16 protein-coding genes are annotated in these 23,730 nt (G+C 72.3%); 9 read left to right on the top strand and 7 right to left on the bottom strand.

The annotated features are described in order from the left end of the window. Positions 1 to 36: 36 nt before the first annotated feature. The 3 genes from OV427_RS13775 to OV427_RS13765 all read right to left on the bottom strand — a co-directional run bounded on the left by OV427_RS13775 (position 37) and on the right by OV427_RS13765 (position 4,130). Entirely contained in the window at positions 37 to 783 is a 747-nt protein-coding gene (locus OV427_RS13775; RefSeq protein ID WP_267856552.1) for a hypothetical protein, read from the bottom strand. A 268-nt stretch (positions 784 to 1,051) separates the two neighbouring features. Then, positions 1,052 to 2,752: a hypothetical protein gene (locus OV427_RS13770; RefSeq protein ID WP_267856551.1), complete on the bottom strand. Its 1,701-nt coding sequence runs from the start codon at positions 2,750 to 2,752 to the stop codon at positions 1,052 to 1,054. Positions 2,753 to 2,765: 13 nt separating this feature from the next. Next, positions 2,766 to 4,130 carry a bifunctional glycosyltransferase/class I SAM-dependent methyltransferase gene (locus tag OV427_RS13765; RefSeq protein WP_267856550.1) on the bottom strand — a complete coding sequence of 455 codons (1,365 nt, stop codon included), beginning with the start codon at positions 4,128 to 4,130 and terminating at the stop codon, positions 2,766 to 2,768. Between the two features lie 214 nt (positions 4,131 to 4,344). Here OV427_RS13765 and OV427_RS13760 point away from each other — a divergent pair, with 214 nt between their 5' ends. Genes OV427_RS13760 through OV427_RS13740 form a run of 5 tightly spaced genes read left to right on the top strand, consistent with a single transcriptional unit; the run spans position 4,345 to position 11,539 of the window. Further along, positions 4,345 to 6,540: a GumC family protein gene (locus tag OV427_RS13760; RefSeq protein ID WP_267856549.1), complete on the top strand. Its 2,196-nt coding sequence runs from the start codon at positions 4,345 to 4,347 to the stop codon at positions 6,538 to 6,540. After that, positions 6,537 to 7,793, top strand: a complete 1,257-nt coding sequence (locus tag OV427_RS13755; protein WP_267856548.1) for a glycosyltransferase — start codon at positions 6,537 to 6,539, stop codon at positions 7,791 to 7,793. Before OV427_RS13760 ends, OV427_RS13755 begins: the two co-directional genes overlap by 4 nt. Before the next feature lie 8 nt (positions 7,794 to 7,801). Further along, a complete protein-coding gene (locus tag OV427_RS13750) occupies positions 7,802 to 8,926 on the top strand; it encodes a glycosyltransferase (RefSeq protein WP_267856547.1) in 1,125 nt (374 codons plus the stop codon). Continuing rightward, the gene (locus OV427_RS13745; protein WP_267856546.1) at positions 8,923 to 10,428 is read left to right on the top strand and encodes a hypothetical protein; all 1,506 of its coding nucleotides are present in this window, start codon (positions 8,923 to 8,925) and stop codon (positions 10,426 to 10,428) included. The genes OV427_RS13750 and OV427_RS13745 overlap by 4 nt, the downstream gene beginning before the upstream one ends. Further along, on the top strand, positions 10,397 to 11,539 hold the full coding sequence (locus tag OV427_RS13740; RefSeq protein ID WP_267856545.1) for a glycosyltransferase family 4 protein: 1,143 nt from the start codon (positions 10,397 to 10,399) through the stop codon (positions 11,537 to 11,539). The genes OV427_RS13745 and OV427_RS13740 overlap by 32 nt, the downstream gene beginning before the upstream one ends. Positions 11,540 to 11,546: 7 nt before the next feature. Here OV427_RS13740 and OV427_RS13735 read toward each other — a convergent pair whose 3' ends face one another. Further along, the gene (locus OV427_RS13735; RefSeq protein WP_267856544.1) at positions 11,547 to 12,695 is read right to left on the bottom strand and encodes a glycosyltransferase family 4 protein; all 1,149 of its coding nucleotides are present in this window, start codon (positions 12,693 to 12,695) and stop codon (positions 11,547 to 11,549) included. Between the two features lie 286 nt (positions 12,696 to 12,981). Between OV427_RS13735 and OV427_RS13730 the strand changes: the two genes are divergently transcribed. Continuing rightward, the gene (locus OV427_RS13730) at positions 12,982 to 14,862 is read left to right on the top strand and encodes an erythromycin esterase family protein (RefSeq protein ID WP_267856543.1); all 1,881 of its coding nucleotides are present in this window, start codon (positions 12,982 to 12,984) and stop codon (positions 14,860 to 14,862) included. 31 nt (positions 14,863 to 14,893) lie between these two features. Here the strand turns inward: OV427_RS13730 and OV427_RS13725 are convergent, their stop codons facing one another. Next, positions 14,894 to 16,120: a glycosyltransferase family 4 protein gene (locus OV427_RS13725; protein ID WP_267863422.1), complete on the bottom strand. Its 1,227-nt coding sequence runs from the start codon at positions 16,118 to 16,120 to the stop codon at positions 14,894 to 14,896. A 410-nt stretch (positions 16,121 to 16,530) separates the two neighbouring features. On the opposite strand from OV427_RS13725, the gene OV427_RS13720 reads away from it, so the two are divergent. Genes OV427_RS13720 through OV427_RS13710 form a run of 3 tightly spaced genes read left to right on the top strand, consistent with a single transcriptional unit; the run spans position 16,531 to position 21,444 of the window. Further along, positions 16,531 to 18,432 carry a serine/threonine protein kinase gene (locus tag OV427_RS13720; RefSeq protein ID WP_267856542.1) on the top strand — a complete coding sequence of 634 codons (1,902 nt, stop codon included), beginning with the start codon at positions 16,531 to 16,533 and terminating at the stop codon, positions 18,430 to 18,432. 19 nt (positions 18,433 to 18,451) lie between these two features. Then, complete coding sequence (locus OV427_RS13715; RefSeq protein WP_267856541.1) at positions 18,452 to 19,273, top strand: tetratricopeptide repeat protein; 822 nt, start codon at positions 18,452 to 18,454, stop codon at positions 19,271 to 19,273. 8 nt (positions 19,274 to 19,281) lie between these two features. Continuing rightward, a complete protein-coding gene (locus OV427_RS13710; RefSeq protein WP_267856540.1) occupies positions 19,282 to 21,444 on the top strand; it encodes a hypothetical protein in 2,163 nt (720 codons plus the stop codon). On the opposite strand, the gene OV427_RS13705 is transcribed toward OV427_RS13710, so the two are convergent. Both OV427_RS13705 and OV427_RS13700 read right to left on the bottom strand, forming a co-directional pair. After that, on the bottom strand, positions 21,347 to 22,495 hold the full coding sequence (locus OV427_RS13705; protein ID WP_267863421.1) for a glycosyltransferase: 1,149 nt from the start codon (positions 22,493 to 22,495) through the stop codon (positions 21,347 to 21,349). The genes OV427_RS13710 and OV427_RS13705 overlap by 98 nt on opposite strands. 44 nt (positions 22,496 to 22,539) lie before the next feature. Further along, positions 22,540 to 23,700 carry a glycosyltransferase family 4 protein gene (locus OV427_RS13700; RefSeq protein WP_267856539.1) on the bottom strand — a complete coding sequence of 387 codons (1,161 nt, stop codon included), beginning with the start codon at positions 23,698 to 23,700 and terminating at the stop codon, positions 22,540 to 22,542. Positions 23,701 to 23,730: the final 30 nt, after the last annotated feature.

Genomic DNA, 23,730 nt, shown 5'->3' with positions numbered 1-23,730 from the left:
CCTTTCGGGGCAAGGAGATATTGAAGAGAGTTCAGTTCAGGGGGTCCAGGTGGGCATCGTGCCCGCGTAGACGCCCCCGTTGCTGCCGCCGCCAAGCTTGGTCCCGTACCCGCCGCCACCGCCGACGCCGTTCTCGTTGGTGACGAGCGAGCGGACGATGGTGCGGTAGGGCTGGCCGCCGTTCGAGCTCACCTCGCCGACGGAGACAATCCAGACCTGATTGTTGGTGTCGGTCGTGCGGCTGGGGTCTCCGTCCGCGTCATCCACGACGAAGACGCGGTAGCGGACGTTGTTGGGCTCAGGGTAGTTGGTGATGAGGCCGTCCGGGCCGTAGAGCTCCTGGTTCGCGGCCGTGATGCCCGGGTCGATTCCGGCGCCCACGGTGCCCCGGGTCATCTTGTATTCGGTCCAGGGGATGACCTGGAACCACTGCGCGGCCGGGGAGGGACCCGAAGGCAGGCCCGCCTCGTTGATGTACCCGGCGAGGCCCGTGCCGTTGAACTGGTTGCCCAGCTCCGTGAAGACCCCGTTGTACTGCTGGTTGTCTCCCACGATGGCCTGGACGATGACCCGGGCCTCGGCCATGCCCGCCTCGGCGGCGAAGAAGGCCTCGCGGGCGCGGCGCTCGTGGGCCTGCAGGTTGCTCTCCATGGTCACCGCGCGCAGCGCCACCATCACCGCGACGGTGGTCATGGCGATGAGCCCCATGGCCATCAACAGCGTGAAGCCGCGCCGGAAGCGCTGGCGCGTGGGCACGCACGAAGGGGACGGGGGACGGTTCACCTGAGGCTCCTTGCCGGACAGGCAACGGGGAAGAGCGGTGTCACACGCTCAGCAATCCCCGGGCCCACGGAAAGGGCGTGCGGACTTCAATTTTTTCAGCCCTTTGGCACGGACCTGGGTGAAAGGTGACACGTGTTGAGCTGACAACCTTTTGCATGGTCCGCAAAAGTTGCGAGGCAGGATGGACGGAGCTCAGCCCTTGCAACTGGGTTTCTCTTGAAATGTGAGATACCGGAATCGCCGTAAGCGGTGGAATCCCGGTGCCACTTCAGGTGCCGGAGCGGGGCCAGAAGGGGACGTGGCGCCCGGGCGGGGAGAGCCACACGGACTGGAGGAAGCGCACGGCGTTGCGGTCCGCGTCGTCGTGCTCGGTGGTGAGGGCGTGGAGGGTGGCCACGAGCGCCAGCGTGGCGAGGCCCGCGCCGAGGGCCGCGGGAGAGGGCCACCGCCGGGAGGGGCCGCGCGCCAGCTCGCGGTACACCCACGCGGCCACGGCCACGAGCGCGGCGAGCAGCACCAGTCCCGCGGCGGGCTGGGGCAGCCCGAGGAAGGACAGCCCGCCCGCGGGGAAGTAGCCCGCGTCCAGGAGCGGCAGCGCCAGCCCGCCCACGGCGTTGGAGACGTCGTCGGGGATGTAGTTGACGAAGGTGGCCACGCCGGTGGTGAGGACGGACGCCGCGCACAGCATGGCGGCGGCGCCGAGCACCCACGTTCGTCCGGAGGAGCGCAGCCGCTCCAGCCAGAGGCCGGCGGGCAGCAGGAGGAAGGGGACCAGTCCGGTGAGGTGTCGCGGCCCCGTCGTCCAACCCCACGAGTCATACGAGAAGGACGAGGTGAAGTAGGTGTAGCCCGCCAGCAGCGCCACGCCCATCCACGCCACCGCGCGCGGCTCGGGCGCGGCCGGGGGGCGCCGCTGCATCCGCGCCAGGCCCGGCAGCGCCAGCAGGAGGAAGGGGGACAGGGTGAACAGGCCGCGCAGCGGCGAGAAGAAGGACAGGGCGAAGGCGCGCGGGTCCGGGGTGCGGATCCCGAGGAATCCGCCCAGGTGCCACGGCTGGTAGGCCGCGTCGTTGAGGTACTTGTAGCCCGTCGTCAGCGGGTGGCCGAAGGCGGCCTGGTGGTAGAGCGCCAGGGCCACCACGAAGGGCAGCGCGCCCAGCATGGCGAGCCCCGCGGCGCGGCCCAGGCGCACGAGGCGCTCGCGCAGGGGGGCCGGCTGGAAGAGGACGGTGAGCGCCGCGTACAGGACGAGGCCCAGCACGCCGAGCGCGCCGGTGTACTCGGCGGCCACGGTGGCTCCGGCGCAGGCGCCCGCCACCACGTAGCCCCGCTCGCGCCAGTCGCCGCGCGCGCAGCGCCACAGCGCATAGAAGCCGGCGAAGAGGAGCACCGCCGTCGTCTGGTGGCTCATGAAGAGCAGCGAGTAGCTGAAGGCCAGCGAGCCCAGCCCGTACGTCACCGTGAGGGCGTCCGCCACGGGCGCCGTCAGGTGCGCGCGCAGGTACCTGCGCACCAGCCACAGCATGCCCAGCGTGGGCAGCACGGTGAGCCAAAGGCGCGAGAAGAAGACGAGCGGCACCTCCGGCACGGCGTGGCGGTGGCCTCCGCCCACGGCGCGCAGGGCGGCGTACAGCGGCACGGCGGCGAACGACAGCAGCGGCGCCTTGCTGGGGTAGTACTTCCCGTCCTTCACGGACAGGTCACCGACGTATCCGTAGTCGCGCAGCGCGCCGTTGATGTCGAGCGTGCCGTACTCCACCAGCGCGCGCGTCTGCCACAGCCGGCACAGCTCGTTCGGTGAGCGCAGGCCCGGGTGGTAGGGGAACAGCAGCACGTACAACGCCGCCAGCGCGGCCCAGACGGCTCGGGGCGCGCCCTTCTCCGGGGACACGGGGCGCTCGGCGGGACTGGCCGGTGCCTCCGCCGGTGGGGGCTCGCGAGGGGACGTGGGCTCGGGCGCGGCGCTCATGGACGCGGCTCCATCACGCGTCGCTCCCGGTGACGCGGGCCACGGCGAAGAGGCTCATGCCCACCGGCAGCTTCACGTGGGACTCCGCCTGGGCGAAGAGGGGCGCCAGCGTGTCGTACAGCTTGAGCTGGAGCTTGGGCACCGAGCGGCGGCGAAGCAGGCGGCTGTTGACGAACCAGCCGGGCATGCCGACCAGGTTCATCCACTCCAGCTTCTCCACCGCGAAGCCATTCTCCTCCAGCACCGCGCGCAGCGTGGCGGGCGTGTAGCGGCGGTGGTGGCCCACCGCCTCGTCGATGGCGCCGAACAACTGCGGCAGCGCGGGGACGAGGATGACCACCCGGCCGCCGGGGGAGAGAATCTGCCGGAAGCGCCGCACCGCCGAGCCGTCGTCGGGGATGTGCTCCAGCACGTTGGAGAGGACGATGGTGTCCAGCTGCTCGGCCTTGAGGGACTCCCAGTCCGCCAGCGCCACGTCGGACAGGTAGGGGCGCACGTGGGGCTTGCCGCGGAAGAGGTTCTTCAGGCGGTCCACGTAGAAGCGGTCCACCTCCAGCGCGATGAGCAGCTCGAGGCCCGACTCCAGCTCGCGCGTAATCGTGCCGATGCCCGAGCCAATCTCCAGCACGCGGCGGCCCAGGTGCTCGCGGAAGCGGCGGGCCAGCCACTGGTTGTAGTGGGTGGCGCCGTCCATGCGCTCCAGCGTGGTGTAGCCCTCGTGCTGGTTGTCGGCGTCGTCGCGCACGGTGGCGTAGCGCAAGAGGGTGCGCAGCCGGGACAGGTGCTGGGCGGCGCGCGGGCGGCGCGGCACCACCGGCGTGGGCGGCAGGTCCACCTCGGTGAGGCGGAAGAGCTGCGCGGCCAGCTTCACCACCAGCTCCGCGTCCACCGCGTCGTCGTCGCTGGTGAGGGTGACGGAGCGCAGCGCGTCCGTGCGGAAGGCGCGCAGGCCGGTGAGCGGGTCCGCCAGCGCCACGTCGGTGACGAAGCGGGTGACGTGTCCCAGGGCCCGGTCCGCGAGCTGTTCGGGCGCCAGTCCCTGGCCCAGGCCCTGGAAGGTGCGGCGGCCGAACACGGCGTCCGCGGTGTCCGCGCGGATGGGGCCCACCAGCGTGTCGTACACCTCCGGCGACCAGTCGGTGTCCGGGTCCTGCAGCACCGTCACCGCGCCCGTCACCCGGGACAGCGCGGCGCGGATGGCCGCTCCCTTGCCTCCCTGCACGGCGAGCACGTGCAGGCGCGGGTGGGAGTCCACCTCCACGGGGCCCTCGCCCGCCAGCACCACCTCGGCATGCCGTGACAGTTCCCGCGCGAAGCGTGCGGCGGTGTCGGCGTTGCGGGGCGAGTAGGGCAGGACGAAGGAGAGCGAGGAATTCACGCGGCGGTGAGTAGCACAGGGCGCCAGGACGCGCGCGTCTTGGGACGTGCGGGCCTGGAAGATGAATGGATGGAGGGCGTCCAGGCGACGGTGGAACGATGGACAACCCGGCGTGGAACCGGCACGCTCGACGGCGCTTTTTTCGTGTGGGTGAAGGTCGGGCGGAGGCCCCTCGGGCCGGGCCGCTGCAGAGGCATTCCAGGAGAGACGAGACGTGGACGGAACCGTGTTCGACCCGGCCGGCGGTGGTGCCGGTGCCCTGACGCCCGCGGGCATGATGCAGCACGTGCGCGCGCTGTGGCGGCGCAAGTGGGTCGTGCTCGGCGTGGCGGTGGTGGTGGCGGCGCTGTCGGCCGCGTACACGCTGCGTCAGCCCAAGGTCTACTCGGCCAGCACCTCGCTCATCATCGACGTGATGGCGCCTCGCTTCCTCGACGGGGAAGTGAAGGAGGTCATGGGCGAGGAGCGCAGCAACTACTGGTTCAACAAGGAGTACTACGCCACGCAGAGCGAAATCATCACCTCGCGCGCGGTGGCGAGCCGGGTGGTGGACAAGCTGGGCCTGGCGATGGACGCGGACTTCCTGGGCCTCTCCCAGGTGCAGGACGAGAAGCTGCGCGTGCAGGCCATGCAGTCCACGGACGCGGTGGCGGCGCTCCAGTCGCGCATCCGCGTGGTGCCGGCGAAGGACTCGCGCGTCATGGACATCGCGGTGGATGACCTGGACCCGAAGCGCGCGGCGCTCCTGGCCAACGAGGTCGCCTCCGCGTACATGGCGGAGAACCTGGCCCTCAAGCTGCGCATCACCGAGGACGCGCGGACCTGGCTGGAAGGCCGGCTGGCCGACCTGGAGTCCAAGTCCAAGACCAGCGAGATGGCCGTCTACGACTTCAAGAAGGACGCGGACATGCTGTCCACGTCGCTCGAGTCGCGGATGAGCATCGTCAGCGAGCGCATCAACTCGTACAACCTCAAGCTGACCGAGGTGCGCATCCAGATTGCGGCCCAGCAGGCGCGCGTGGAGGCCATCAGCAAGCTGCGCAAGGCGTCGCCCGAGGACGAGACCTGGGCGGAGGCGCTCACGGGGATGAACGAGGGCCCCATCCAGGACCTCAAGCGCAGCTACACCGAGCTGCGCGTCAACTGCGCGGAGCTGGGCGAGCGCTACCTCCCCGAGCACCCGAAGCTCCTGGAGTGCAGCCGCAAGCTGTCGGTGGTGCGCGAGGACTTCCTCAAGAGCCTGAGCAACATCGTGCGCGCGGCGGAGACGTCGCTCGCGGAGGCGGTGGCGCAGGAGAAGAACCTGGTGCGCCTGCTGGACACGGCCAAGGCCGAGGCCTTCGTGGTGAACAAGAAGGCCATCGAGTTCGACCGGCTCAAGCGCGACTCGGACAGCAACCAGCGCCTGTACGAGCTGGTGGCCAAGCGCCTCAAGGACATCGAGCTGTCGGGCCTGTTGCGCACCAGCAACGTGCGCGTGCTGGACCCGGCCCGGCCCATCTACGGGCCGGTGAAGCCCAACGTGCAGCGCAACCTGGCGCTGGGCCTGGTGATGGGGCTGCTGGCGGGCCTGGGCATGGCCTTCCTGCTGGAGATGCTGGAGAACAGCGTGGCCACGCAGGCGGACGTGGAGGAGCGGCTGGGGCTGGCCTTCCTCGGCGTGGTGCCGCGCATCGAAGGCAACAAGGCGCCGCGTGACAGGGATTTGCACGTGCACCGCGAGCCGAAGTCGTCGGTGGCGGAGTGCTGCCGGGCCATCCGGACGAACCTGCTCTTCATGTCGCCGGACAAGCCCTTCAAGACGCTGGTGGTGACGTCCAGCGGCCCGCAGGAGGGCAAGTCCACCACGTGCATCAACCTGGGCGTGGCCATGGCGCAGAGTGGCAACCGGGTGCTGCTGCTGGACACGGACATGCGCCGGCCGCGGCTGCACCGCGCCTTCGGGGTGCCCAACGAAATGGGCATCTCCTCGCTGGTGGTGGGGGAGGGCACGCTGGAGAAGGCGGTGAAGAGCACGGAGGTGCCCGGCCTCTTCGTGTTGCCGTGCGGCCCGCTGCCGCCCAACCCGGCGGAGCTGTTGCACACGCAGGCCTTCGCGGACCTGCTCAAGTCGATGGCCGAGCGCTTCGACCGCGTCATCCTGGACAGCCCGCCCATCAACGCGGTGGCGGACGCGGCGGTGCTGGCCACGCAGGCGGACGGCGTGGTGCTGGTGCTGAAGGCGGGGAAGACGAACCGGGAGTCGGCGCGGCGCGCGTTGCGCTCGCTGGCGGACGTGCAGGCGCGCATGTACGGCGCCGTCCTCAACGACGTGGACCTGAAGGCGCCGCGCTACGGGGACTCGTACCTGGCCTACCAGGGCTACGGGCAGTACGCCGAGGAGTCCAAGGACGGGGTGGCCCAGTCGTGAGCGGGCCGTCAGCCGGGGCGGGCCTGCGGGTCCTCCACCTGGGCAAGTTCTATCCGCCCGCCTCCGGCGGCATGGAAGGCCACGTGCAGACGCTGGCGCGGGCCCAGGCGGAGCTGGGCGCGCAGGTGGAGGTGCTGTGCGCCAACCACTCGGCGGACGGCGCGGGCACCAGCCACGAGTTCCACGGCCGCAGCCCCACGCGCGAGGACTGGGACGGGCCGGTGCGCGTGGTGCGCCTGGGCCGCGCGGCCTCCGTGGCGCGCATGGACGTGATGCCGGATTTGCCGGGCGTGCTGCGGCGCGCGCTGGCGCGGGGCGTGGACGTGCTGCACCTGCACACGCCCAACCCCAGCATGCTGCTGGCGCTGGACGTGGCGCCCCGGCTGCCGCCCCTCTTCATCACCCACCACAGCGACGTCATCCGCCAGCGGGTGGCGGGCGCGCTCTTCCGTCCCTTCGAGGCGCTGCTGTACGCGCGCGCCCGGCGGGTGCTGGCCACCAGCGAGGCGTACGTGCCGGGCTCGCCGCTGCTGCGCACCTTCCGGAGCCGGGTGCGCGCGCTGCCGCTGGGCATCGACCTGACGCCGTACCTGCAGCCGTCCGCCGAGGCGCTGGCGGCGGAGACCCGCTGGCGAGCCCAGGCCTCGGGCGGCCCGCTGTGGCTGATGGTGGGCCGGCTCGTCTACTACAAGGGGCTGTTCACCGCGCTGGAGGCGCTCTCGCGAGTGCCGGGCCGGCTGGTGGTGGTCGGCCAGGGGCCGCTGGAGGCGGAAGGCCGGGAGCGGGCGCGGGCGCTGGGTGTGGAGGACCGGGTGACGTGGGCGGGCTACCTTCCGCCGGACGCGCTCACCGGCGCCTACCGCGCGGCCACCGCGCTGTGGTTCCCGAGCAACGCGCGCAGCGAGGCGTATGGCCTGTCGCAGGTGGAGGCCATGGCCAGCGGGCTGCCGGTGCTCAACACCGCGATTCCGCACTCGGGCGTGCCGTGGGTGAGCCGCCACGAGGAGACGGGGCTCACGGTGCCGGTGGGTGACGCGCCGGCGCTGGCCATCGCCGCGCGGCGGCTGGTGGAGGACCCGGGCTTCGCGAAGCGGCTGGGCCACGCGGCGCGCGAGCGGGCGGCGGCCGAGTTCGGTCATGACGTCATGGCCATGCGCAGCCTGTCGCTGTACGCGGAAGCGCTCGGGCGGCCCGCGCCGGTGGTGGAGGCGGAAGCCCCCGTCACGCAGCGCGCCGCCGCGGGAAGGGCGTGAGGCGTCCCATGCGCGTGCTTCATGTCTACAGCGGCAACCTCTACGGCGGCGTGGAGACCTTCCTCCACACCGTGGCGCGGGAGCAGGGGCGCCAGCCCGGGCTGACGCACGCCTTCGCGCTCTGCTTCGAGGGCCGGCTGGCCGCCGAGCTGCGCGAGACGGGCGCGGAGCTGCACCTGCTGGGCGAGGCGCGGGTGGGCCGCCCGTGGACGGTGTGGCGCGCGCGGGTGGCGCTTCGGGAGCTGCTCAAGCGCGAGCGCTACGACGCCGTCCTCTGCCATGCCATCTGGCCGCAGGCGCTGTTCGGCCCGGTGGCGCGCGCGGCCGGTGTGCCGCTCGTCTTCTACCAGCACGACGCGCTGAATGGCCGGCACTGGCTGGAGCGCTGGGCGCGTGTCACCGCGCCGGACCTGGTCATCACCAACAGCCGCTACTCGGCGGGGACGCTGGCCGCCGTCTATCCCCATGCGCGCTCGCGCCTGGCCTACTGCCCGGTGCTCGCGCCGGCGCGGACGGACACCGAGGGCCGGGCCCTGTTGCGCGCGGAGCTGGGCGCGGGCGACGGTGACGTCGTCATCGTCCAGACCAGCCGCATGCAGGAGTGGAAGGGACAGCGGCTCTTGCTGGAGGCGCTCGGGCGGCTGCGCCAGGTGCCGGGCTGGCGGGCCTGGGTGGCCGGTGGCGCGCAGCGTCCGGAGGAGGAGACCTACCTCGCCGGGCTGAAGGCCCAGGCCGAAGGGCTGGGGCTGACGGACCGGGTGAGCTTCCTCGGGCAGCGCTCGGACGTGCCCCAGTTGCTGCGGGCCGCGGACATCCACTGCCAGCCCAATGTCTCCGCGGAGCCGTTCGGCATCGCCTTCGTGGAGGCCCTGCAGGCCGGGCTGCCCGTCGTCACCACGGCCATGGGCGGGCCCCTGGAAATCGTCGACTACTCGTGTGGCGTGCTCGTGCCGCCCCGGCCGGCGCCCCTGGCCACGGAGCTGCGCAAGCTCATCGAGCATCCAGAGGTGCGCCAGCGGCTGGGCGCGGCGGGGCCGGCTCGCGCGGCGAAGCTGTGTGACCCGTCCGTCTACCTGCGCAACCTGGACGAGGCCCTGCGCGACGTCGTCGCCGGAGGGCTGCGCGCATCATGAGGAGCCCGCGTCCGCCGATGGCGCCCGGCGTGGTGAGGCCGCAGTTGCAGGGCCCGGGTGTGCTGCGACGCCGGTACGTGCGCCGCGCACCGGGGGCTCCGCTGGAGGCCCTGGCGCCCGGCGCACGAGTGGAGTCCGCCGCCTCGGAGACGGCGGCGGCTCCGACTCCCGTTCGCGGAGGACTGCTCGCGTCGGGGAAGCTGGTGCCGCTCTTCATCGGCCTGCTCATGGCCTGCCAGTTGGCGCTGCTGGTGCCGGCGATTGCGCCGCTGCGCGTGGTGGTGCGCATCCTGGCCTTCGGCGTCAGCCTGCTGCTGCTGGTGCTCGTGCGGGGCCGGAGCCTCAAGCACCCGGCGCTGCCCTTCATCCTGGGCGCCATGGCCGTCACCGCGCTCAACTTCTTCCACCCCGGTACGTCGAGTCCGCTGGCGGGCCTGGTGCAACTGGGCATCCAGCTCTCCATCATCGCGCCGCTGTTGTGGGTGACGCGGCTGTCCATCGACGGGAAGACGTTCCGCAGCACGCTGGCGCTGCTCTTCCTCTTCAACGTGGCGAGCGCGACGGTGGGCGTGCTGCAGGTGTACTTCCCCGGCCGCTTCCAGCCGCCGGTGTCGCAGGTGGTGCAGGGCCTGGGCGAAGGCTACGTGCGCAGCCTTGAGTTCGAGACGGCGAGCGGCGAGCGCGTGTTCCGTCCCATGGGCCTGACGGACACGCCGGGCGGCGCGGCCACGGGTGGCTTCTATGCCGTGCTGCTGGGCGGCGGTTTCCTGCTGTCGTCCCGGCGCGGGCTGGTGCGCGTGCTGGCCGCGGGCGGCATCCTGATGGGGCTGCTCTGCGTCTACCTCTGCCAGGTGCGCGCCACCTTCGTCACGCTGGGGGTGTGCCTGCTGGCGATGGCGTGCGTGCTCGCGCTCAGCGGCCGACTGGTGCGGATGGTGGCGCTGCTGGCGGTGGTGGGCGGCGCGGGCGTGGGTGCCTTCGCCTGGGCGGTGACGGTGGGCGGTGACGCGGTGACGGCGCGCTGGAGCACCCTGCTCGAGGGCCGGCCCGAGGACGTCTACCAGAAGAACCGCGGTGGCTTCGTGACGCGGACCTTCGAGCACCTGCTGCCAGAGTTTCCCCTGGGCGCGGGCCTGGGCCGCTACGGCATGGCCAACGCGTACTTCGGTGACAACAGCGACCCGGAGTACCCGTCGCTGTGGGCCGAGGTGCAGTGGACGGCCTGGGTCTACGACGGCGGCTTTTTGGTGGTGGCGCTCTACCCGCTGGCGATGCTGGCCACGCTGTGGTGGGTGTTCCGCGTCGCGCGGCGGAAGGACGACACGGGCGACGAGTTCTGGCTGTGGGGCAGCGTCATCTTCGCGTACAACCTGGGCGCCCTGGCGCTGACCTTCAGCTACGCCTTCTTCCTGAGCCAGACGGGCATGGAGTTCTGGCTGCTCAACGCGGCGCTCTTCGGCGCCATGGCACATGCGAAGACCGTACACGCTCATCGCCGGTGACTTCGTCGCCACCGGTGGCATGGATCGCGCCAACCTGGCGCTGGCGCTCTGGCTGGCGAAGCAGGGCGGCCCGGTGCGGCTGGTGGCGCACCGGGTGGCGGACGAATTGCTCGGCTACTCCAACGTGCGCTTCGTGCGCGTGCCCAAGCCGGGCAACGCGTATCTCCTGGGCGAGCCGCTGCTGGACGTGGTGGGCCGCGCGTGGGCGCTGCGCACCCGCGCCGAGGGCGGGCGCGTGCTGGCCAACGGTGGCAACTGTCCGGTGCCCGGTGCCAACTGGGTGCACTACGTCCACGGGGCCTATGTCTCCGAGCCCGTGGGCGGCGCGCTGCGCCGGCTCAAGGGGCAGCTGAGTCACCGGCTCTACCTGCGCGGGGAGCGCGAGGCGCTGCGGCGCGCGCGGGTCATCATCGCCAACTCGGAGCGCACCCGCGCGGACCTGGTGGCGGCCACGGGCGTGCCGGAGTCGAAGGTGCGCGTCGTCTACTACGGTGGAGACCCGGAGCGCTTCCGGCCCGCCTCGCCCGAGGAGCGGCGCGCGGCACGGGCGGCGCTGGGCTGGCCGGAGTCGCGCCGGGTGGCGCTGTTCGTGGGCGCGCTGGGAGACCGGCGCAAGGGCTTCGACACGTTGTTCCATGCGTGGGCGCGGCTGTGCGCGCGCGGGGACTGGGGCGTGGACCTCAAGGTGGTGGGCGTGGGCGCGCAGCGCGAGGCGTGGGAGCGCGAGGCGCAGGCGAAGGGGCTGGGTGAGCGCATCCAGTTCCTGGGGTTCCGCAAGGACGTGCCCGTGCTGCTGTCCGCTGCGGACCTGCTGGTGGCGCCCACGCGGTACGAGGCCTACGGGCTGGGCGTGCACGAGGCGCTGTGCGCGGGGCTGCCCGCGCTGGTGAGCCGCACGGCGGGCGTGGCGGAGCGCTACCCGGCCGCGCTGCAAGGACTGCTGCTGGACGACCCGGACGACGTGGACGGGCTGGTGCTGCGGCTGGAGGCGTGGCGGGAGAGTGAGGCGACCTGGGCGCCTCACGTGGCCGCGCTGTCCGAGTCGCTGCGCGCGCAGACGTGGGATGGCATGGCCGCCGCGATTGTGGACGTGGTGGACCGCGAGGGCTGAGGCACCGCTATCGCGCGTCCATCGCTTCCGTGAAGAAGTCGAGGTGCGAGCGCGCCACCACCGGCCAGGCGAAGCGGGTGACGGCGCGCTCCCTGCCTCGTGCGGACCACTCGCGGCGGCGCTCCGGACTCTCCAGCAGTCCGGCGAGCGCTTCGGTCCACGCGTGCGGGGACGCCTCGGGCAGCACGAGGCCGGCATCGCCGACGGTGCGCGGCACCTCACCGGAGTCACTGCCGAGCACGGGCACTCCGCAGGCGAAGCCCTCCGCGAGCATGCGGCCGAACTGCTCCTTCCACTTCGGTGCCGTCTGACTGGGCGCGCACAGCATGTCCATGGCGTTGAGCACGCGCGGCACACCGGTATGCGGCACGCCGGTGACGACGCGCACCTTGTCCCCGTGACGCGCGCCCCAGGCCCGCAACGCTCCTTCCAGCGGGCCGCCGCCCGCGAAGAGCGCGCGCCACGGCGTGGTCAGCCGCTCCAGCGCCTCCATCAGCAGCGGCACGCCCTTCTCCGGCACGAAGCGCCCCAGGTAGCCCACCACGGGCGGCCCCGAGGCTTCCCACCCGAGCTCACGCAGGAGTGTCTCCCCCGAAGCGCGGTCCGGGCGGAACAGCTCGGTGTCCACGCCCATGGGGATGTAGCGCGCGGGCCGCTGCGCATAGCCGGGACGGGAGAGGAGGTTGTCCTTCACCGTCTCGCCCCAGGCCACCCAGCCCGCGGAGCGCTGGACGACGAAGCGCTCCATCTGCGCGAAGGGCGGCGGGTAGCGCTTGGAGAGGTTCTGCGCCGTGCAGAAGACGAGCGGCACCCGGCGCGGGGTGAGCAGCGCCACCTCCAGGCCCGCCAGCACGTAGGGCTCTTCCCACGAGTGCACCAGGTCCACGCCGCCGGACAGCCGCGCGCGCAACTCCGGCCCGTACACGAAGCCGTGCAGCGAGCGGCTGAAGAGGGCGCGCACGTCCTCCACGCGCGCGGGCTCGCCCGGCTCTCGCTGGAGGGTGAGGGGGCTCAGGTCGCCATGGAAGAAGCGGGGCGCCACGGCGGTGACGTCCCAGTCGCCTCCACCCACGCGCGCCAGCTCGTTGGCGAGCCGGCGGTTGAGGGTGACGACGTAGGAATGCGAGACGGTGACGAGCCTGCGTGGCCGCTTCACGTGGGAGACCTCGGGTGCGCGTGTGACCGAACCAGAGCCGCCGGGGCGGGTCAAGGCATGGCCTTGGGAGGGTGCCTGCGCCAGACATCCCACGCGGAGACGTTTTCCTGGCCGGGCTCCAGGATTGCGGAGCATGGTTGACGCCTCTTCCCGCGTCAGGAGGACTCCCGTGCGAAGCTCCCCGCTCGTGCTGCTTGCAGTGCTGGTTGGCTGTTCCACGACGCCTCGCTCGGAGTCGCCGCCCGCGGCGGTCACACACGCAGCGACCGCGCCGGGGGCAGAGGTCGTGAATGCGAAGCCGACGCAGGCGGCGCCCCCGGAGCCCAGGCCTTCCGAACCCGAGAAGGTGCCGCTCTCCGGTCAGGTGCTGGACCGCGACGGAGCGCCCTCGGCTGGCGCGAAGGTGGACGTTCTGCTGCATGACGTGTCGTGGGATTTGCGCAGGGATGCCCTCGCGGCCACCGTTCAGGCGGGGCCGGACGGCCGCTTCGAGGTGGGGCCGCTGGCGCCCGGCACGTACGGTGTCGCCGCGTCACTGGCGGACGGAACGGTTGTCTTCGCCGAGCCCGTCGAGCTGGAGGCTGGCAAGGCCGTGCCGCCCATGGAGCTGCGCCCAGGCGAGACTCCCGTCACGCTGAAGGGCGCAGTGGTGGACGAGGCGGGCCAGCCTCTTCCCGGCGCGGTGCTGCGCGTGGTGCGGCCCGTGATTCCCTTCGACGAGGTGGCCCTCCTGCCGCCGCTCCCGGAGGGGCGCTTCCAGGTGTTCCTCGGGGCCGGCAACTACAGCCTCGTCGGCTCCGCGCCGGGCTTCGCACCTCGGATGATGCGCGTGGAGCCCCGGCCGGGGGAGCCCGTCGAGGTGCGCCTGGAGCGCCTGCCCACCGCGGACGAGCGGCGCGCGACGGTGGAGTGGGTGAAGGGGGCTGGGGTGCTGCTGAAGTCGGTGGAAGCGGGGGCGGGCTTCGAGGACCTGCGCAAGCTGACGCCGGTGCTGAAGGACGCGCGCGTGGTGGCGCTGGGAGAGGCCACGCACGGCACTCGCGAGTTCTTCCAGCTCAAGCACCGCATGTTGGAGTTCCTCGTGTCGGAGCTGGGCTTCACGGTGTTCGCCATCGAGGCGAACTTCACCGAGGCGCGCGCCGTCAACGAGTACGTGCTCACGGGGAAGGGGGACCCGGCGCTGGCGCTGGCGGGGTTGTACTTCTGGACGTGGAACACCGAGGAGGTGCTGGAGCTCATCCGCTGGATGCGGCGCTACAACGAGGACCCCTCGCACAAGAAGAAGGTGAAGTTCTACGGCGTGGACATGCAGGTCGCGAAGGTGGCCACCGCGCGCATGCTCGAGTACCTGGAGACGGTGGACGCTGCGTATGCCGCGCAGGTGAAGCCGTCGCTGACCCCGCTGAATGAGCTGGATACGTCGAAGCTGACGAAGGAACAGAAGGAGGCGGCGCGGGACACGCTGCGAGATGTGGCCCGGCGTCTCGAAGCCCGGCGCGCGGAGTACACGCGCCGCTCCAGCCGTGAGGACCCGGCGGTGGCGAGGCAGGACCTCACGGTGGCGACGCAGGCGGTGGAGACGATGCTGGACCCGGAGAACTACGAGCTGCGGGACCGGGCGATGGCGGACAACCTGCGCTGGATTCTGGACCACGAGGGGCCGGGCACGAAGGCAGTGGTGTGGGCGCACAATGCCCACGTGGCCCGCTCGGCGGGGGAGTGGGCGGATGCCCCGATGGGCCGGCACCTGGGCGACGTTTTCGGCAAGGGGCTCTATGTCTTCGGGTTCGCCTTCAACCAGGGCTCGTTCCAGGCCCTCAACGTATCGAACGCGCCGAAGCCCGGCCGTCAGGGCCTGGTGGAGTTCACGGTGCCGCCGGCGCCGGAGGACAGCCTGGATGCGACGCTCGCGAGCGCGGGGCTCCCGCTGCTGGCGCTGGACCTGCGAGCGGTGCCCGCCACCGGGCCGGTGCGGGAGTGGTGGCGGCGCGCACACCGCACGCGAGACCCGGGCGCCATCTACTCGGACGAGGGCTACCAGATGAGCAACGCCCACTTCCTGGAGCACTACGACGGCCTGCTGTTCATAGAGCGGACGACGCGCGCCCGGCCCAACCGCCCGCAGCCCCGGCCCGCCGAGGAGAAGGCGAAGCAGAGCGCGCGGTAGTGTTCTTCGACAGCCAGCCCGACAACCTTCCCTAGGCCCCAGGCACGAGCGAGCGGTACACCGCGAGCACCTCGCGCGCGTACCGCTCTCTGGAGAACCGCTCCACCGCCGTGCGCCGCGCCGCTTCGCCCAGCCGCGCCCTTCGCGCGCCGTCCTCCAGCAGCGACTCCAGCGCCGTCACCAGCGTGCCCATATCTCCCGGAGCCACGGTCAGCGCGTCCATGCCATCCGTGAGCCCCTCCGCCGCGCCGCTCGCGCGTGAGACGACCGCTGCCCGCCCGCAGGCCAGCGCCTCCGCGATGGTCAGTCCGAACGGCTCGCGCCGCGTGCTGGCGTGCACGAACACGTCCAGCGCGCGGTACACGGCGGCCGGCTCCGCCTGGAAGGGCACCAGCCCCGCGCGGCCCCCAAGCCCGCTCGACTCGATGAGCCCGCGCAATTCCTCCTCGGAGAACTGCGAGCCGGGCGTCCGGTACAACGGCGCCCCCACCAGGTAGAAGCGCGCGGGCAGGGCGGGGTGCTTCCGCATCAACTTCGCCGCCGCCTCCAGGAAGACGTCATGCCCCTTCCAGCGCGCGTACGTGGCCACCAGTCCCACGCGCAGCGTGCCCTCGGGCGCGGGAGGCAGTCCGGCCAGCGCGTCCAGCCGGGCGCCATCCCCGGGGCCCGGGGAGAAGCGCTCCACGTCCACGCCGTTGTGCACCACGTGCACGGGCACTCCGCCCAGCACCTCGCGCGTGTCCTCACCCACCGCGCCCGAGTTGGCGATGGCCGCGTCCGCCAGCGGCGCCAGTGTCCCCATCGCCCGGCGCACCAGCGGCCGCTCGCCCAGGAAGTCGTGGATGTGCCACACCCGCTTCAGCGGCAGGCCCACCGTCACCGGGCTCAGCAGGTGCGTCTTGATGCCATTGGAGTGCAGCAGGTGCGGCCCCACCGCCGCCACTTCACGGCGCAGCGCCCGGCCATAGTCCGCGAGCAGCAACGGCGTCGGCGCCAGTCCCCATGCGAAGCGCAAGACCTCTCGCGGCCCCCGCCCGCGCAGCGCGCTGTCCCCCAGCGCGGACAGCCGCTCCGGTAATGGCAGTGCGCGCGCCTCCACCCCCAGTGCGCGAGCCTCGTCCACCAGCGGCCCCACCGTGCCCGCGAGCAGGTGGAGCGACAGCCCCGCGTCCAGCCGCTTCAGGCACGCCATCAAGTCCAGCAGCGCGCGCTCGGCTCCGCCGAGGATGCCCACCGGGTTGAGGAAGAGGATGCGCACGGTGGCCTGGACCGAAGCAGACCCCTCCAGGTGGGTCAAGGCATCGCCGCGCGGCCCGGAGCGGAGTCCGCTCCGGCTCGCCCGCCCGCTCTCCCGCAATTAGCGCCGCTCCATGAATCAGCCCTGTGCCATGGGTGAAACAGGGAATTCATTCTGGCCCCGCCAGGGGGCCGGCGTGATTTTCGAAAATTCCGTGCGACTTCCCGCACCGGGCTTCGTTGCATTGGGAAGGCGTGTGGGTTCGACCAGAGGGGAAAGGGTCAGGTGAGACCCTTCAAGCCGGGGAGGGCCAGCGCGCATCGGGACGGGCGATGATGACCGAGACGACGAGCAATCTCCGTAAGTGCCCCCGCTGCGGGTCGGCCCACCCGGCGGGTGTCACGCGCTGTCCTCGGGACACCTCCGAGCCCGTGTCCGCCGGTTCCTACGACTTCGACGACAACGAGGTCACCTTCACGCGCAAGCCTGTCCCGACTCCCGCCACCGCGCGGCCGCTCGTCGTGGGGGCTCCCGCGGCCTTCACGGACGTGGAGGAGGGCGAGGGCTCGTGGGAGAAGTCCGTCGCGCGCGACGTGCTGGTGGGCAAGCAGCTCGGCGACTACGTGGTGAAGCGCCGCATCGGCGCGGGCGGCATGGGCATCGTCTACGAGGGCGAGCACCCCGTCATCGGCCGCAAGGTGGCCATCAAGATCCTCCGCCCGGACTTCGCCGAGGGCGCGCGCTCGCGGGACCTGGCCTCGGAGGCGCGCGCGGCGGCGGCCATCCGCCACCGCGGCATCATCGACATCTTCGGCTTCGGCAGCATCCCCGGCCTGGGCCAGTACCTCGTCATGGAGTACCTGGACGGCGCGCCGCTGGACGAAATCATCGCGCAGCGCGCGCCCATGCTGGAGGTGGAGGTCGTCACGGTGCTGGACGACCTGCTGGGCGCGCTGGGCGCGGCCCACGCGGCGGGCGTCATCCACCGCGACCTCAAGCCGGGCAACGTCTTCGTCGTGCGCGACGGCAGCGGCAACGAGTACGTGAAGGTGCTGGACTTCGGCCTGGCCAAGCGCGCCGAGGCGCCCAACAGCACCACGCCGCAGACGCGCGCCAGCATGATGGTGGGCACGCCCGAGTACATGGCTCCGGAGCAGGCCTGCGGACAGCAGGTGGGGCCGCACACGGACCTGTACGCGGTGGGCGTCATCGCCTTCGAGATGCTCACGCGGCGGCTGCCCTTCGAGGGGCCCTCGCCCATGGCCATCGCCGTGCACCACGTGCGCACGCCACCGCCCCTGCCCTCGCAGTACGTGGACCTGAATCCGGAGCTGGAGTCGCTGGTGATGCGGCTGCTGGCGAAGACGCCGGAAGAGCGCCCGGCGTCGGCGGAGGCCGTGCGCCGCGAGCTGAAGGTCATCCTCAAGCAGCTCTCCGGCGACGCCACGCAATTGTCGCAGCAGCCCCGGGGCGGAGCGCCCTCCACTGTCTCCCAGGAGGCCGTGGCCGTCCCGGCGCCGGCTCCGCGCGTGCGCACCGATCGCTTCGCGGCGCCGCCGGGCCGCCGCCCGGGGTCGGCCCCGGGGCCCCGGCGCGCCACGCCAGCCCCCACGGCCCCCACGGCCCCGGACCTGCTGGCGGTGGATGCGACGGACCTGGACCTGTCGGCCGTCGGCTCGGGTCGCTCGCGCGCGGTGATGTTCGGCGCGGGCGGTGCCGTGCTGCTCGCCCTGCTCGCGGTGGGTGGGGTCTGGACGTCTCGCGATACGCAGCCGGCCGCGACGATGCCGCCGCTGCGTGAGATGGCGCCGACTGCCGCGACGCCTCCGGTGCCGGTGGAGGCGCCGCGTGCCCCGCGCCTCGAGATGCCCGCGTCCGATGCACGGCCGTCCGAGGACAGCGCGCCCCAGGACACCCTGGGCGACGTCCACGCGGCGGGCGGGCAGAAGCCGGTGCTGGCCGCCACCATCCTGGCGAAGGACACGCAGCCGTCGCGCGCTTCCGAGGACGAGCCTGCCCGCCCCACGCGCCGGCCGGCGCGCGCGGTGGGCGCGACGCGCGAAGGCCGCGCCAGTGCCCGCACCCACTCCAGCACGGAGACCCAGCCCGCGCCCGCCGTCCCCGGCGTGCTGACGCTCCAGGTGACGGGCTACGTGAAGGAAGTCCTCGTGGATGGCCAGAGCCAGGGGCGCACGCGACAGTTGGAGCTGTCCCCGGGCGTCCACAAGCTCGAGGTACGTGGCAACACCTTCACCCTGCCCTACAGCAGCCCCGTCACCATCCTGTCCGGTGAGCGGACCGAGCACCACGTGGTGCTCGAGCCCATCCCGTGAACCCCGCATCGAGAGCCAGATGAGGCCGAGCATCCTGTTGTGCGTCCTGTGGCTGCTGCCGTCGGCGGCCCTGGCGCAGTCCCGAGGTGTCGCGCTGTACGAGCGGGGCGAGTACGCCCAGGCCCGCCGCGCGTTGGAGGCGGAGCTGAAGACTCCGGGCCTCGCCGAGCGCGAGCGGGCCACCGCGCGTCTGTACCTCGCAGCGTCCCTGCACGAGCTCGGCGAGCTGGCGGCGACTCGCGCCGAGCTGGAGGAGCTGGCACGCAGCCATCCGGATCAGCCAGTGGCCCCCGCCCTCTTCCCGCCCGAGTTCGTGGTGCTGGCCGCCGAGGCCCGCAAACACGTGGTGGCTGAGCGCCGGCCGCCTCCGGAGCCAAAGGCTCCCCAGGTGGACAGCACGGCGACTCCCGGGGAGCCGCCCGAGGTGTCGGAGGAGCCCGCTCCGTCGTCGGGCCGCTCGCGGCTGCTACCCGAGGTGTTCGGCTTCACGGACCCCTCGGGCAGGTCGGTGGGCGTGGGCGGCGGGCTGACGTACGGCAGCGGCGCATTCGAAGTAGGCGCGCGCGCGCTGATGGGCACCCAGGTGGCGGCGGGGCTCCAGGTGGGGCTCGTGCTGGGTGACGGTGCCTTCCGTCCGCATGTGGCGCTGCGAGCCACGGCCATCCCCGGGCTGTCCGCGTACGGCGGCGGGCCGGTAGTGGGCGCGCGCTTCGGGCTCGGGCCGAGCTTCACCGCGCTGGTGGACGTGGGCGCCGAGCTCTTCAACGTCTCCGACGAGAACTACCGCAAGTTCGCGCTGACCGCGTCCACGGGTCTCGGCTTCGACCTGTTGTCTCCGTGAAGGAAGGGATGTCCGTGCACCCGCGCTCGCTCCGTGGCGCCCTCGTGGCCGCCGTGTCCTCTTCATTCGCGCTCGTCCTGCTGCTGCCCGTCCTGGCCGCGGCGCAGGCCTGGCAACCCTCCGTCACCTGGAACACGTACCTCGGCGGCGGGACGCTGCCGGACGGCGGCGTCGAGTCGAACAAGGACGACCAGATTGAGTCCGTGGCCCTGGCGCTCGACGGCGACGTCGTGGTGACGGGCTGGACGAACGCCCGCACCTTCCCGGGGGACACGGGGCTGCCCACCGCCTCCGCGAGCAAGAAGGACGTCTTCGTCGCCCGCTACTCGGCGGATGGACAGACGCTGCGGTGGACCCGCGTCTTCGGCGGCTCCGAGGACGATGTCGGCACGCGCGTGGTGGTGGCGCCCGACGGCACGGCGTACGTCGTGGGCACGACGCGCTCGGAGACCGTCAACGTCGCCCCGGGCATGGAGGCCCCGCGCTCCGTGCAGTACGGCTTCCTGGGGCGGGTGGACGGCTTCCTCGCGCGAGTGACCGCGGATGGCACGCTGGACTGGTTCATGTACCTGGGCAGCACGCTCGATGACGAGGCTCGCGACATCGCCCTGGGGCCGCCGGGGTCGAGCCTGGTCTACATCGTCGGAAAGACGGGCAGGGACGATGGCATCGGCAACAGGTCCGACGACACGCCCATCCCCTTTCCTCCGAACAATGCGCTGAGCAATGAGCGGCTCCGCGCCTTCGAGGCCTTCGTCTCCCAGGTGGACGTCTCCGCGCCGGGGGACCCGGTCGTCCGTTGGACCCGCATGCTCAAGAGCGACGAGAACGACCTCGCGTACTCGGTGACGACCCGGGGGGACGTGGTGTTCGTGGGTGGCATCATCGGGTCGACGTACTCGGGTGGCTCCGTCGGCATCCTCAATTCCTTCGGCTCGGGAGACAACGACGGCTTCGCCGCGCGGGTGGAAGTGGATGCCGGCATCTCCTGGTTCCGTTACGTGGGTGGCAGCGGGGATGACGAGGTGAGGTCGGTGCTGGCGCGGCCGGCCGGTGGCGTCGCTGTCGTGGGCAACACCGACTCCACGAGCGCTCCGGTGTCCGGCAGCGGCACGGACGTCTTCGTGCTCAACCTGAGCGCGGAGGGCGTCCCGGTTGGCGTCGGTCTTCGCGTGGGCGACGGGAGCAGCGGTACCGAGCGGACCGAGGGCCATGCCGCCATGGACCCGTACGGCAACATCTACGTGGGTGGCAGGACGACCACGCAGTCGGGCTTCGCCTTCAACGCCTTCGACTCCAGCTTCTCCGGGAACGTCAACAACAACTCTGACGGGTTCGCGGCCATGGTGAACCCGGCGGCGGAGGAGGTCATCTGGAAGTCCTACGTGGGTGGGCTCGCCACGAGTGATGAATGGGTGCGGAGCCTCGCCGCGGGTCGCGAGGGCCGGTTGACGTTGGGGGGCCATTCCAACGCGCCCGACGTGCTCATCGCGAATGCGGGCGTAGACCTCACCTCCAACGGTGGCACGGACGGCTTCCTCTTCAGCGTGGCGGTGGACTCCACTCCGCCCACCCCGGGCACGGTGTCCGTTCAGGTTTCTCCGGAGGGGGCACTCACCGCGACGTGGTCGGGCTTCAATGACTCCGAGCTGTCACTCACCTACGAGTGGGGCATCGACATGTTCCCGGGGACCGACGGAGTGCGGCACTACGAGTTCGTGGGCGGCGAGCTCACCGCCAGGCTTCCCGCGTTCCAGCCGGCCCAGGCGGGGCCCTTCTACGTCACCGTGCGCGCCACCAACGCCGTGGGCCTGTCCGTCACCGCGTCGTCGAGTTCCTTCATGGTGACGCCGAAGCCGGACGCCGGTTCGGATGCGGGCACCGACGCGGGCACGTCCGATGGCGGCACCTCCGACGGTGGCACCTCTTCGGATGGTGGGACGTCCGACGGCGGCACGGGCACGGATGCAGGCGTCACGGATGGTGGCACCGATGGTGGCGAGGACGAGGGAGACCCCCGCTCCCCGCTGGGCTGGTCCTGCGCGTCGGGCGGGAGCTCAGGCTCGTTGGCGCTCACCGTGCTGGCGGTGATGGGCGTGCTGCTCGCGATGCGCCGCTCAGCAGTCGCAGGTACGCATCCAGCACGGTGCGCGCGTGCGCGGTCCAGGTGAAGCGCGCGGCACGGGCGAGCCGGGCCTCGCGCGGCGGGGGAGGGTGGCTTCCGGTGAGGAGCGCGTCCACGGTGTCCACCCACGCCGGCACTTCACCCACCGGACACCAGGCGCAGGTCTCCGCGCCCACCTCACGCAGCACGGGCAGGTCGCTGGCCACCACGGGCGCGCCGCACGCGAGGGCCTCGATGACGGGCAGGCCGAAGCCCTCCGCCTCGCTCGTCACCAGCACGGCCCGGGCGCGCCGGTAGAGTCCTGAAAGTGTGGGCCGCTCCTGTCGCGGAGGCTGGAGTAGCGCATCACCGATGCCGAGCGCCTCTATCTGCGCGCGCTGCGTGGGGTTCAGCGTGCCGCCCTGCTGCACCAGCCGCAGCTCCGGGTGGCGGGCGCGAAGCGCGGCGAAGACGGCGAAGAGCACGTCGAGCCGCTTGCGGGGAATCGCGCTGCCGACATGCAGCAGATAGGGCCGGCTGCCGAGGGGCGCGAGCACTTCCTCGCTCCGGTCTCCTGGCACCGGCTCGGGGCGGTACTCCGGGGACACGCCGTAGGGCGCCCAGACGAGCCGCGAAGCGTCCACCACGCCGCGCGCGAGCAGCTCCGAGCGCACCGCCTGGGTGCTGTGGAAGACGAGCGCGGCGCGCTCCAGCCCCGCGAGCTGGGCGCGGGCCATGAGGCGGAACCAGGCCGGGCGCGGCTCGCGCTCGGGCTCCAGCACGGAGCGGAATGCGTCCAGGTCGTGGCAGAAGACGCCGGTGTGCCCGGCCGGTAGCGCGTGCACGAGCTGCGCGTAGGTGTGGTCCACCACGTGGAACGCGTCGTACCGGGTGCGCGAGCGCAGCGCGTGGCCCGGGTACAGGCCGAAGCGGGTGAGCATGCGGTCCACGTTGAAGGCCGCGTTGCGCGTGCCCAGCCGAGGCAGCCGGCGCGCCACGGAGGGCATCGACGGACGCACGCTGACGGCGGAGACCTCGGTGGGGTGTGCGGCGAGTCCTTCCAGAAGCGCCTCGCCCACGAGGTCCATGCTAGGCCAGCCCTCTTCGCGCGGGTCCATCAGCAGCGCGAGCCGCGGCGGCGAAGCAGGCCTGGAGCCCTGGCTCACGAGCGCGTCCCTTCCACCCCGGGACGCAGCAGCGCCTCCAGCGTGCGCTCCAGCGCGAAGCGCTCGCGGTACACCCGCGCGGCGCGCTCGCCCAGCGCGGTGCGCGCGGCCACGTCGGACAGCAGCCGCTCCGTGGCCGCCACCAGCGGTTCCGGCGCCGTGCCCTCCACCAGCTCCACCGCGCCCAGCCCGCGCCACATCGGTTCCGTAAGGTGCCCCGTGTTGGTGACGAGCGGCCTCCCCAGCGCCAGCCCCGCCATGGTGGTGGTGCGGCGCGCGCTCACGCCATCCGGATAGGGCTGCACCAGCACGTCACACGCCGCCAGGTGTGCCACCACGTCCTCCGGCGCGAGCGAATCCCGAGTCACCCACCGTCCCGCCAGCTCCGGATGGCGCGCGCCCAGGGCCTCACCAAACGCCCGGCTCCCGCGCCCCAGCAGCAGCGCCTTGCGCTCCGCGCCCGCGCGCAGCAGCGGCACCAGCACCGCCTCCAGCGGCCCGACGGTGAGCGCGCCATAGGTGCCGAAGTGCCCCAGCCACGGTCCGGGCCCCAGCGCCGAGCGCACCGCCGCCACCGCGCCCTCGGCAGCCTCGGGAGGCAGGGTGCTGGGCACCGGCCTCCACTCCGCGCGGCGACGCACGCGGGCGGGCAGGTGCTCCGCCCAGGTGGGGATGGAGACGAAGACGCGGTCCGCGGCCCCGGCCACCAGCCGCAGCATCACCCGCGTGGTGCCCGCGAGCACCTGGTGCCGCAGCGGTGCGCGCGGGCTCCACGGGTACACCACCTCGTGGAAGAACACCCAGCGCTCGTCCTTCCGGCGCGCGGCGAACCACGCGCAGAAGGGCACGTTCATCGCCTTCATGCCGAACGCATGCGGCACGTACTGGAGCAGCAGCCGGCGAGGCCCCGCGCACGCATCCAGCCCGCGCGCCAGCTTCGTCAGGCCCACGGGCGTGAAGAGGCCGGGGACACGATGCACGGTGACGCCGTCCTCCACGTGCACGCCCGAGTCACCCGGCGCCCAGACGTAGACCTCCTGCCCGGCGCGGACGAGCGCGGTGGCCACCTGGCGCGTGTAGTCGCTGACGCCGCCCGGCTGGGGTGGGTACTCGCCCGTGAGGACGTGCCACGCGGGGGCGGTGGAGGAGGAGGGCATGGGGCCACGGCTCCAGCCACCGGGCCGGAG

It is taken from the genome of Pyxidicoccus sp. MSG2, assembly GCF_026626705.1.
In the GTDB taxonomy this organism is placed as follows: Bacteria; Myxococcota; Myxococcia; order Myxococcales; family Myxococcaceae; genus Myxococcus.
Note: the sequence above shows the minus strand (reverse complement) of the source record. Positions and strands in the feature narration are given on the sequence as shown.